The 10,376-nt window shown below is 37.8% G+C and carries 7 protein-coding genes, 3 pseudogenes and 1 other annotated feature; of the genes and pseudogenes, 2 read left to right on the top strand and 8 right to left on the bottom strand.

The window, feature by feature from the left end:
• Positions 1-1,328: pseudogene (locus tag RWZ99_RS04250) on the top strand (ribonucleotide-diphosphate reductase subunit alpha); the annotation flags it as partial.
• Positions 1,329-1,485: 157 nt separating this feature from the next.
• Positions 1,486-2,445 carry a class 1b ribonucleoside-diphosphate reductase subunit beta gene (gene nrdF, locus RWZ99_RS04245; RefSeq protein WP_014633295.1) on the top strand — a complete coding sequence of 320 codons (960 nt, stop codon included), beginning with the start codon at positions 1,486-1,488 and terminating at the stop codon, positions 2,443-2,445.
• Positions 2,446-2,533: 88 nt separating this feature from the next.
• Here nrdF and ileS read toward each other — a convergent pair whose 3' ends face one another.
• The 8 genes and pseudogenes from ileS to ftsZ form a co-directional block, all read right to left on the bottom strand.
• Positions 2,534-5,332 (bottom strand): isoleucine--tRNA ligase, encoded by a 2,799-nt coding sequence (ileS, locus tag RWZ99_RS04240; protein WP_314676646.1) that lies wholly within the window; start codon positions 5,330-5,332, stop codon positions 2,534-2,536.
• 58 nt (positions 5,333-5,390) lie between these two features.
• Positions 5,391-5,603: a binding site (T-box leader), on the bottom strand.
• Positions 5,590-6,465, bottom strand: coding sequence for a DivIVA domain-containing protein (locus tag RWZ99_RS04235; RefSeq protein WP_314676645.1), 876 nt, complete (start codon positions 6,463-6,465; stop codon positions 5,590-5,592). Its footprint overlaps the feature before it by 14 nt.
• A gap of 244 nt (positions 6,466-6,709) precedes the next feature.
• Positions 6,710-7,510, bottom strand: a complete 801-nt coding sequence (locus RWZ99_RS04230; protein ID WP_314676644.1) for a YlmH/Sll1252 family protein — start codon at positions 7,508-7,510, stop codon at positions 6,710-6,712.
• The gene (locus RWZ99_RS04225; protein ID WP_314676642.1) at positions 7,510-7,767 is read right to left on the bottom strand and encodes a YggT family protein; all 258 of its coding nucleotides are present in this window, start codon (positions 7,765-7,767) and stop codon (positions 7,510-7,512) included. Before RWZ99_RS04225 ends, RWZ99_RS04230 begins: the two co-directional genes overlap by 1 nt.
• A 3-nt stretch (positions 7,768-7,770) precedes the next feature.
• Positions 7,771-8,352, bottom strand: coding sequence for a cell division protein SepF (locus tag RWZ99_RS04220; RefSeq protein WP_314676641.1), 582 nt, complete (start codon positions 8,350-8,352; stop codon positions 7,771-7,773).
• A gap of 4 nt (positions 8,353-8,356) precedes the next feature.
• Positions 8,357-9,040, bottom strand: coding sequence for a YggS family pyridoxal phosphate-dependent enzyme (locus tag RWZ99_RS04215; RefSeq protein WP_314676640.1), 684 nt, complete (start codon positions 9,038-9,040; stop codon positions 8,357-8,359).
• Between the two features lie 2 nt (positions 9,041-9,042).
• Positions 9,043-9,201: pseudogene (locus tag RWZ99_RS09390) on the bottom strand (cell division protein FtsZ); the annotation flags it as partial.
• 74 nt (positions 9,202-9,275) lie between these two features.
• A pseudogene (ftsZ, locus tag RWZ99_RS04210) lies at positions 9,276-10,365 on the bottom strand (cell division protein FtsZ); the annotation flags it as partial.
• Positions 10,366-10,376: the final 11 nt, after the last annotated feature.

The raw sequence follows: 10,376 nt of genomic DNA, 5'->3' as shown, positions 1-10,376 counted from the left end.
AGACATTGTCACTAGGTGTTACAGTACCAGATAAATTCTACGAGTTAGCACGTAATAATGAAGATATGTACCTCTTCAGCCCATACTCCGTTGAAAAAGAATACGGTAAACCCTTTAACTACATTGATATTACAGCTATGTATGACGAGTTGGTTGCCAATCCAAACATCGCAAAAACTAAGATTAATGCGCGTGAGCTAGAAACTGAAATTTCTAAACTCCAACAAGAATCTGGTTACCCATATATCGTCAATGTTGATACAGCAAACCGTCACAATCCAATTGATGGCAAAATTGTTATGTCCAACCTCTGTTCTGAGATTCTCCAAGTTCAAACACCAAGTGAACTTAACGATGCTCAGGAATTTGTTAAACTTGGTACAGATATCTCATGTAACCTTGGATCTACTAATATCCTGAACATGATGACTTCACCTGACTTCGGTCGTTCCATTAAGGCTATGACACGTGCGCTTACCTTTGTTACAGACAGCTCAAGTATTGATGCTGTTCCATCAATCAAAAATGGGAACCAACAAGCTCATACATTTGGTTTGGGAGCTATGGGGCTTCACTCTTACCTTGCTAAACACCATATCGAGTATGGTAGCCCCGAATCTGTTGAATTTACTAATATTTACTTCATGCTTATGAACTACTGGACTTTAGTTGAATCTAACAATATCGCCCGTGAACGTCAAGAAACCTTTGTCGGCTTTGAGAATTCAAAATATGCTGATGGTTCTTACTTTGATAAATACGTTACAGGCCAATACGTTCCTAAATCTGACCGTATCAAAGAACTTTTCGAAGGCCACTTCATCCCACAAGCCAAAGATTGGGAAGAACTACGTGAACTCGTTAAGAAAGATGGACTCTATCATCAAAACCGTTTGGCTGTTGCGCCAAATGGCTCAATCTCTTACATTAACGACTGTTCTGCTTCTATTCATCCAATCACACAACGTATTGAAGAACGTCAAGAGAAGAAAATCGGAAAAATTTACTATCCAGCCAACGGTCTTTCAACAGACACTATTCCTTTCTACACTTCAGCCTACGACATGGACATGCGTAAAGTTATCGACGTCTATGCCGCTGCGACTGAACACGTTGATCAAGGTTTGTCATTAACTCTATTCTTGCGTAGTGAGTTGCCTAAAGAAATTTACGAATGGAAAACAGAAAACAAACAAACAACTCGTGACCTTTCTATCCTTCGTAACTACGCCTTTAACAAAGGAATCAAGTCAATCTACTACATCCGTACTTACACAGATGATGGTGAAGAAGTTGGCTCTAACCAGTGTGAAAGCTGTGTCATCTAAGATAGTGAGTTAAGGCTAACAACTTCACTAGTCTTATTTACAAAATGCATAAAAAGGTCGGTTCGCCGACTTTTTTAATAGATAAACTCAAAAAATTATGTCATGATTTTGAATTATGATAAAATAGAAATGATATCAATAAAGAAAGAGGTTTCTAATGGAAACTTACTATAAAGCCATTAACTGGAATGAAATCGAAGATGCGATTGATAAATCTACCTGGGAAAAATTAACTGAACAATTCTGGTTAGATACTCGTATCCCCCTTTCAAATGACCTTGATGACTGGCGTAAACTTTCAGCTGAAGAAAAAGACTTAGTTGGAAAAGTTTTCGGTGGTTTGACCTTGCTAGATACCATGCAATCTCAAACGGGTGTTGAAGCCATTCGAGCAGACGTTCGTACACCTCATGAAGAAGCTGTCTTGAACAACATTCAGTTTATGGAATCTGTCCACGCAAAATCTTACTCTTCTATTTTCTCAACTTTGAATACTAAATCAGAAATTGAGGAAATTTTTGAGTGGACAAACAGCAACGAGTACTTGCAAACTAAAGCAAAAATCATTAACGATATTTATGAAAACGGAACGCCACTTCAGAAAAAAGTTGCTTCAACTTATCTTGAAACCTTTCTTTTCTATTCAGGCTTCTTCACTCCACTCTATTATCTTGGTAATAATAAGCTAGCTAACGTCGCTGAAATTATCAAACTCATTATTCGCGACGAATCGGTTCACGGAACCTATATTGGCTATAAGTTCCAACTAGGATTCAACGAATTACCTGAAGAAGAGCAAGAGAGTTTCCGTGAATGGATGTATGATCTCCTTTATCAATTGTACGAAAATGAAGAACTCTACACTAAATCTCTTTATGATGGTGTTGGATGGACTGAAGAAGTAATGACATTCCTTCGCTACAATGCCAACAAGGCATTAATGAATCTTGGGCAAGATCCTCTTTTCCCAGATTCTGCTAACGATGTTAACCCAATCGTTATGAATGGTATTTCTACAGGAACATCAAACCATGATTTCTTCTCTCAAGTCGGTAATGGTTACCTTCTAGGTACTGTTGAAGCCATGCAAGACGATGATTATAACTACGGACTATAATAAAAACTAGCTGAGCTAGTTTTTATTATAGTCAATACTCTATTCGAAAATATAGAAAAAAAGAGTTCAAAAATGAACTCTTTTTAGCTTATTTACCTTTAACTTCGAAACCTTCTGCCACACCTTCAGCAAAGTTTTCTTCGACAATGCTAGCACAGTGATCACAGATAGTCGCATTGTAGCTACGTTCTTTAGTAGTTGGATCAATACGACGACAGCGGTCACATACTTCACCATCGGCACGTTCCACTGTGAATGAAACACCTTGGAAGCTTACAGCAGATTCAGGAACATCTCCTTCAGCAATAGTTAGAGCTGAAACAATCAAAAGTTGAGCAAGATTAGTATTCAAACTTTCAAGAAGTTCCTTGACTTCAGCATCTGGATAGATCGTTAAATGAGCTTCAAGCGATTTACCAATAACTTTCTCATTACGAGCTTCTTCCAAAGCTTTTTGAGCTTGGCCACGGAATTCCATGAAGGCATTCCATTTTTCAAGAAGTGCATCTTGATTTGCAAAATCTTCTGCTTCTGGCAACTCTGACAATTGAACATAGTCTTCATTTTCAAATTCAAGATATGACCAAATTTCTTCTGCAGTATGAGGAAGAATTGGAGTCAAGAGTTTTGTAATCTTAACGAGAATATCGTAGAAGACTGTTTGCATTTGACGACGTTCAAGTGATTCAGCACTCTCAATGTAAACGACATCTTTAGCAAAATCAAGATAGAAGGCTGACAACTCAACATTAATAAAGTTAACCAAAGCTTTGTAAATAGTCAAGAATTCAAAGTTTGCATAAGCATCACGAATAATCTTAACCAATTGATTGAAACGAATAGTCATATATTGATCGACAGAGCGCAAGTCTTCAAATGCTACTGCATCAGTTGTTGGATTGAAGTCAGAAGTGTTAGCAATCAAGAAACGAAGCGTATTACGAATCTTACGATAAGATTCTGATACTTGGCTCAGGATATCCATTGAGATACGAACGTCATTGCTAGTATCTACACTTGTTACCCAAAGACGAAGAATTTCAGCACCAAATTGTTTCTCAACATCGCTAGGCGCAATAGTATTTCCAAGAGATTTGGACATCTTTTCACCCTTACCATCAAGCGCAAAACCTTGAGACAAGAGTTGTTTATATGGTGCAACACCATTATTGGCAACTGACGTGATAAGCGATGAGTTAAACCATCCACGATACTGGTCTGAACCTTCGAGATAGAGATCAGCAGGATATGTTAACTCTGGACGTTTTACGGCAACACCATTCCATGATGAACCTGAGTCAAACCATACGTCCATAATGTCAGTTTCTTTAGTAAATTCTCCATTTGGTGAACCAGGATGTGTAAATCCTTCTGGAAGAAGATCTTTGGCATCACGTTCCCACCAGATAACTGATCCATGCTCTTCAAAAAGTTTAGCTACATGTTCAATCGTTTCTTCAGTCATGATTGGTGTTTTATCTTCAGCATAGAAGATTGGAAGTGGAACACCCCAAGCACGTTGACGAGAGATTACCCAGTCACCACGGTCACGAATCATGTTGTAAAGACGAACTTTACCCCACTCAGAATGGAATTTAACTTTTTCAATCTCATCCAAGATTTCTTGACGGAATTTAGAAACAGAGGCAAACCATTGTGGCACTGCACGCCAGATAATTGGTTTCTTGGTACGCCAGTCAAATGGGTATGAGTGAGAGATTTCTTCTTTCGCAAGAAGCAAATCTCCGAGTTTCTCCATAACAATCGGAGCCACTTTATCGTAGAATTGACCAGCAAAATCAGGACCTGCGTTTTCCATCATGATTCCACGTTCGTTAACGGTTACTGCAACCTCAAGGCCATTAGCAACACCTACGTTGTAGTCATCCTCACCAAACCCAGGAGCTGTATGGACGATACCTGTACCAGAGTCTGTTGTAACATGGTCACCAAGAATTACAAGTTCATCAACTTCAGTGTCCCAAGGGTGTTCAGTAACGATTTGATTTAATTCATCACCACGATAAGTATTAAGAACTTCTACTTCAGCCCAACCAAATTTCTCAGAAAGACTATTTAGCAATTCAGAAGCAACGATAAACTTACGAGTTTCTCCAGCAGGTTTTACGAGAACATACTCAATATCTGCACCTACAGTCAAACCACGTGAAGCTGTCACTGTAAATGGTGTTGTAGTCCAAACAACAATATAAGTATCAGTATCTAAAACACCTTTTCCATCCTTAACCTTATTGGCATAATAAAGAGATGTTGAAACCAAATCATGATATTCAATCTCTGCTTCAGCAAGTGCTGATTCTGATGACCATGACCAGTATACAGGTTTCGCTCCCTGGTAGATATAACCCTTTTTAGCCATTTCGCCAAAGACACGGATTTGTGCTGCCTCATAGTCTGGTGTCAAGGTAACATAAGGGTTTTCCCAATCAGCTGAAACACCAAGGCGTTTGAAATCTTCACGTTGCTTATCAACTTGTGAGAGTGCATAATCACGACACATCTTAAGATATTCAGCACGATCAAGTTCTTTACGTTTTACACCTTGTTTAGCCAATACCTGTTCAATTGGCAAACCATGTGTATCCCAGCCAGGAATATATGGAGCATAGAAACCAGACATTGATTTAGATCGAACAATGATATCCTTAGAAATTTTATTCATCGCATGACCTACGTGAATATTACCATTGGCATAAGGAGGGCCATCATGAAGTGTGAAATGCGGTTTACCTTGATTCAACTCTTGACGACGTTGATACATTTTCGCTTCTTCCCACTCTTTTTGCCAGATTGGTTCTTTATTAGGAAGTCCAGCACGCATTGGAAAAGCTGTCTTACCTAAATTTAAGGTTTCTTTGAGTTTCATTATATCTCCTCTTTAATTTAATTCATTTAATTCTACTAAATAAAAAGAGCCTTCATCAAAAAAGGACGAAAGCTCGTGGTACCACCTTAGTTTAGAGCAAATAAAATTTGCTCCCTCAAATGTCCGTAAGGAGGACCACCCTTCTAGCTTACTTAATTCAGCTAGAATGCTAGAAAATGATAACTACCCAAATAGGGAATGTGGGACTCACACCATCTCCCACTCGCTGTTAATATATTTGGTAAGTTTTATTTTTCTTATTCGCTAATATTTAATTTAAAAGTTTGTGTTTCATTAAGGTTGATTTCACCAGTTCCTTCTGGTTGCAAATCAAAGTCCTCATCTACAGGTGCAGAAGTTGGAAAATCAGCTACTTCACTTTCGAATGAATCTGCAATACCAAAATCTACTGGAGTTGAAGTAATATCATTTGTTTCGTCAACATCCGGATTAGAGAAATCTTCAACTTGTTTATTGCTTTCAGCAACGCGACGTTGAAGTTCAGCCATTTCATCAGGAGTGAATTGACGAGTTGCGTCGAATGAAGCAGCATCATTTGAATCTGGAACATGTTCATCCAAAACTTTTTCAACAACTTCTTTAAAGGCAGCATCTGAGTTTTGAAGATAAATAGCTGTTGGTTGCAACAATTCACCCCATTCTGGAGCACTTGCCAAGCTAAGTTGACCTTCAACTGCAGCCAAAAGACGTTGGTGGAAGACACGACTTTGACGTTTAAGTTCTTCAGTTTCAATGGCAACACGTTTTGCTTCATCTGTAGCATCACGAAGAATTTCAGATGCCTTAGATTTAGCTTCTTCAACCAAGTGTGTCGCGTTAAAGTTGGCCTTGTTAATCAAGTTAGCTGATTCATCTGCTGCTGAAGCTTTAACTTTTTCAGCTGTTTCTTGAGCCAAGATAACTGACTGACTCAATGATTCTTTCATTTCGTCAAAATAAGCCAATTTTTCTTCAAGCTCTTTTACACGGGCAGCAAGTTCACGATTGTCACGAACTAAATCTTCATAATCATCTACAATAATATCAAGAAATTCATCTACTTCTTGTTCATTGTATCCACGAAATTTAGTTGTAAACTGTTTATCTTTAATATCAAGTGCTGTGATTGCCATTACAGGCCTCCTTTATTTTTTTACCATTTCTTAAAGCTCTTTTACATGAGCAGCAAGTTCACGATTGCCATGAACTAAAACTTCATAACCATCTCTGATAATATCAAGAAATTCGTCTACTTCTTATTCATTGTATCCACAAAATTTAGTTGTAAACTATTTTTCGATAATATCAAGTACTGTAATTGCCATTACAGATTTCCTCTTTATTCATTACCATCTCTGATGACTTTAAATGAAATAACTACTTTTGTCGTCTTAAAAGACTGTCGATGACCACCTTAGCTTTTCCTGATTTAGAAATGCCTTCTTGTTGTGATAGACGAAATCGGCCAAAACCTCTAACTGAAATCATATCACCGATAGATATTGTCTGATCAGCTTTCTCAATTTGCCGATAGTTGAGTTTGACTTTTCCTGAAGCAATCAGCTTTAAGGTGTTTGAACGTGATAGATTTAATACTGTAGATAACACATTATCAAGACGCATACTAGAAAGTAAGACAAAAGATTGTGAATATTTTTTTTGATTTGAAATCCAATCGTCTTTACTTACTTCTCTAAGCGTAACTGAAACCTTACCGATTTTAGTAATGGTCATTATTGCATAGCTTGCTAAATGAGAAGCAATGTTAAATTGAATTCGGCCTTCTTCATCAAGAATGATATCTCCAAATACTTGACGTTCAAGACCAAGTTGATTAATCAGTGCCCCCAAAATTTTTGGATGTGTCAATTTATTAAACTGTCTAGCATAAGAAATCTCTAATCGTTTAATTTCAAAGTCATCTTCATCAAGCTCATAATAATCCGGAGCAAGAATCACTCTTCCATACTCTTCGTTATCAAATGTTGAACTTACAAAGAATTTTAAATTATAGTAATTTGCTAAATCTTTGATAATCTGGATTTCACGAGGATTTAAGAAATCAGTCAAATAGGGGCTATACCGATTTTCAACTAACTGACAAAATCCCCTAACCTTTTCTAAAAAAGGACGTTCCTCTAACGAATAATGCTGTTCAATATTTTTTGCTTCAGACATCAAAATAGGACAACCCTAAGAATACTAAGAGAGATATTCAACAAAAGTACAATTGCAATAATTGAAAAATCAATACCAGCAAAAACCAGATTCAGCCGACGAAATGGTGCAAGAATTGGCTGAACAATTTGTCTAATTATCTTCCCAAGAGCTGTATCATAAGCTCCTGGAAACCAAGATAACAAAGCATAGATTATAAGGAGTATCTCTACTAAGTTAACAATACGTGCACAAATAACATATAATAATTCTGACATTGCTTAACGCCTCTTCATATCGAAGTCAAAAGTAGCTTCTTGATTTCCATGAGTCAAACCAATCTCTTCGATGTCAACAACAACGTTGATTGGTGTGAGCAAATACATGGAAGAACCAACTTTTTGCAAGTTTCCTGTAAGTACCTTACTAGCACCATCAATAAAGTCTAGACAACGACGTGCTTGCGCTTCTAACATATATTGAAAATCAATTAAAACACATTCATTTTCAATCAAAAGTTCTACAATTTCCTGAGCATCTTCATATTTTTTTGGATATTTAATTGCAATTGTAGTTTTAGTTGTATTCATTTGTTGTGGTCCCTGATTAGCTTGTGATCGACTCAAAGGTAAACTACGAAGGCCTTGAGTTTCCTGTAAGTCTGAATTGACATGTTGACGACGAGGAGGGACTGTTGCCTGAGGACGCTCAGGTTGACGTTGCTGACGAGGTGGTGTCTGCACAGGTCTCTGTACTTTAACTGGACGTTCTTTAGCCTCTTCTTTAGCAACATCTTCATAATCTGTTACTTCGTCGGTATCAAAATATGAAACAATTTTATCAATTGCATCTTTTATTGCCATAAGGTTATTCTCCGTTCTCTTTAAAGAATGCACTGCCTATTCTAACAAAAGTTGATCCATTCTGAATAGCCACGTCGTAGTCTCGACTCATCCCCATACTCATTTGATCACAAGGAACATTCTTTAGTTTTTTATCTTGAATTGATTTTCTAAGTTCATTTGTCTCAGCAAAAATCTTATCAAGTTCTTGAGCATTCGCATCAATTGGAGCCATAGTCATTAGCCCAACTATACAAATTTTATCAAGATTTTCAATTTTATTTAAAACAGTATCAAGTTCTTCAGGTGAAAAACCATGTTTCGACTCCTCACCTGAAACATTAACTTGTAGGAAGCAATTAATGGTATGATCGGCACGCTTTTGAATTTCCTCTGCCAATTTGACAGAATCCAAAGCATGAAAATAATCAACTAAATTAATAACATCCTTTACTTTTCGACGTTGTAAGGTACCAATAAGGTGCCATGTCAAATCATATTTTTTTAATGCCTGATACTTATCTAAAAATTTATCAACACGGTTTTCAGCAATGTGTTTAATTCCCGTTTCAACCAATTCTTCAGCGATTTCACTTGAAACATATTTAGTTACGGCAATTATATTGACTTCTTCGCTAGAGCGATTAGCTTTTTCACATGCTTTCTTTACCGCTTGATAAACACCATTTTTATTCTCTTCTATAGTCATTATTAACGGTTTTTAAAGAATGGTGGTGTCTCCAATTCATCATCATCTTCAACATCACTTGAGAATGTAGACATAGTCAATTGACTATCAAGTTCACCTGTTTCAGGACGAGAAATATTATCTCGTCTCAAGTCCCAGTTTCCAAAAGCTGACTGCTCTTGTTGAGGTGCTGCCGTAGCAGGACGAACTCCTGGTTGTGGCATTGAAGGTGCTTTATTGTAGTCAAAATTCGGTTGACGTTCAAATGAAGGTTGAGAAACTGGACGTTGTTCTTCTTGAGCTACTTGCTGAGTAGGAACTGACTGTTGTGAAGGAGCTGTAGTAACTTTACGTGGTTGAGCTTTTATACCAGATGCTTTTTCAGCACGATCTTGACGAACCCCTGTTGCAACAACTGTTACACGAATTTCATCTTTCAAAGTATCATCGATTGATGTACCAAGCCAAATATTAACACCATTACCAGCTGCTTGACCAACGATTTCAGATGCTTCTTCTGCCTCTGTAAGGGTCATATCAAGGCCACCTGTTACGTTAACGATAACATCTTCTGCACCATCGATAGTTGTTTCAAGAAGCGGTGAATAGATTGCTTTGCGTGCAGCCTCAACAATACGTTCTTCACCAGAACCAATACCAATACCCATAAGCGCATTACCTTTATTTGCCATTACTGTTTTCACATCAGCAAAGTCGAGGTTGATCAAACCTGGGTTGGTAATAAGGTCTGTAATACCTTGTACCCCTTGGCGTAGGACATTATCTGCTTCACTAAGGGCTTCAAGAAGTGGAGTTTTCTTATCAACGATTTCAAGAAGGTTGTTGTTAGAGATAATAAGAAGAGTATCAACTTGCTCACGCAATTCTTGAATACCTTCAATAGCAAAGGCACCACGCTTATTACCTTCAAATCCAAATGGACGTGTAACCACTGCTACTGTTAATGCACCCAAACTTTTAGCAATACGTGCAATAACTGGTGCTGCCCCTGTACCAGAGCCACCACCCATACCAGCAGTGATAAATACCATATCAGCTCCTGTAAGTGCTTCTGTAAGTGTTTCTTCACTTTCTTCAGCTGCTTTACGACCAACTTCAGGTTGACCTCCAGCACCAAGACCACGAGTCAATTTAGGACCCAATTGGATAACTGTTTCTGCTTTAGAAGAGCTGAGCGCTTGAATATCCGTATTAGCTGCAATAAATTCAACACCAGCAAGACCTTCCTCAATCATTCGGTTGATGGCATTTCCGCCACCTCCACCGACACCGATAACTTTAATTACCGCACCTTGAACTGATGCGCTATCAAATGAAAAACTCATTTTATTTCCTC

This window comes from uncultured Streptococcus sp. (assembly GCF_963545685.1).
Lineage (GTDB): Bacteria > Bacillota > Bacilli > Lactobacillales > Streptococcaceae > Streptococcus.
This window is presented reverse-complemented; position numbering and strand designations above follow the sequence as displayed.

Bases quoted from the DNA above. Each gene is read 5' to 3' on its own strand.
- nrdF (WP_014633295.1), top strand. From the start codon at position 1,486: ATGGAAACTTACTATAAAGCCATTAACTGGAATGAAATCGAAGATGCG.
- RWZ99_RS04235 (WP_314676645.1), bottom strand. From the start codon at position 6,465: ATGGCAATCACAGCACTTGATATTAAAGATAAACAGTTTACAACTAAA.
- RWZ99_RS04230 (WP_314676644.1), bottom strand. From the start codon at position 7,510: ATGTCTGAAGCAAAAAATATTGAACAGCATTATTCGTTAGAGGAACGT.
- ileS (WP_314676646.1), bottom strand. From the start codon at position 5,332: ATGAAACTCAAAGAAACCTTAAATTTAGGTAAGACAGCTTTTCCAATG.
- RWZ99_RS04220 (WP_314676641.1), bottom strand. From the start codon at position 8,352: ATGGCAATAAAAGATGCAATTGATAAAATTGTTTCATATTTTGATACC.
- RWZ99_RS04225 (WP_314676642.1), bottom strand. From the start codon at position 7,767: ATGTCAGAATTATTATATGTTATTTGTGCACGTATTGTTAACTTAGTA.
- RWZ99_RS04215 (WP_314676640.1), bottom strand. From the start codon at position 9,040: ATGACTATAGAAGAGAATAAAAATGGTGTTTATCAAGCGGTAAAGAAA.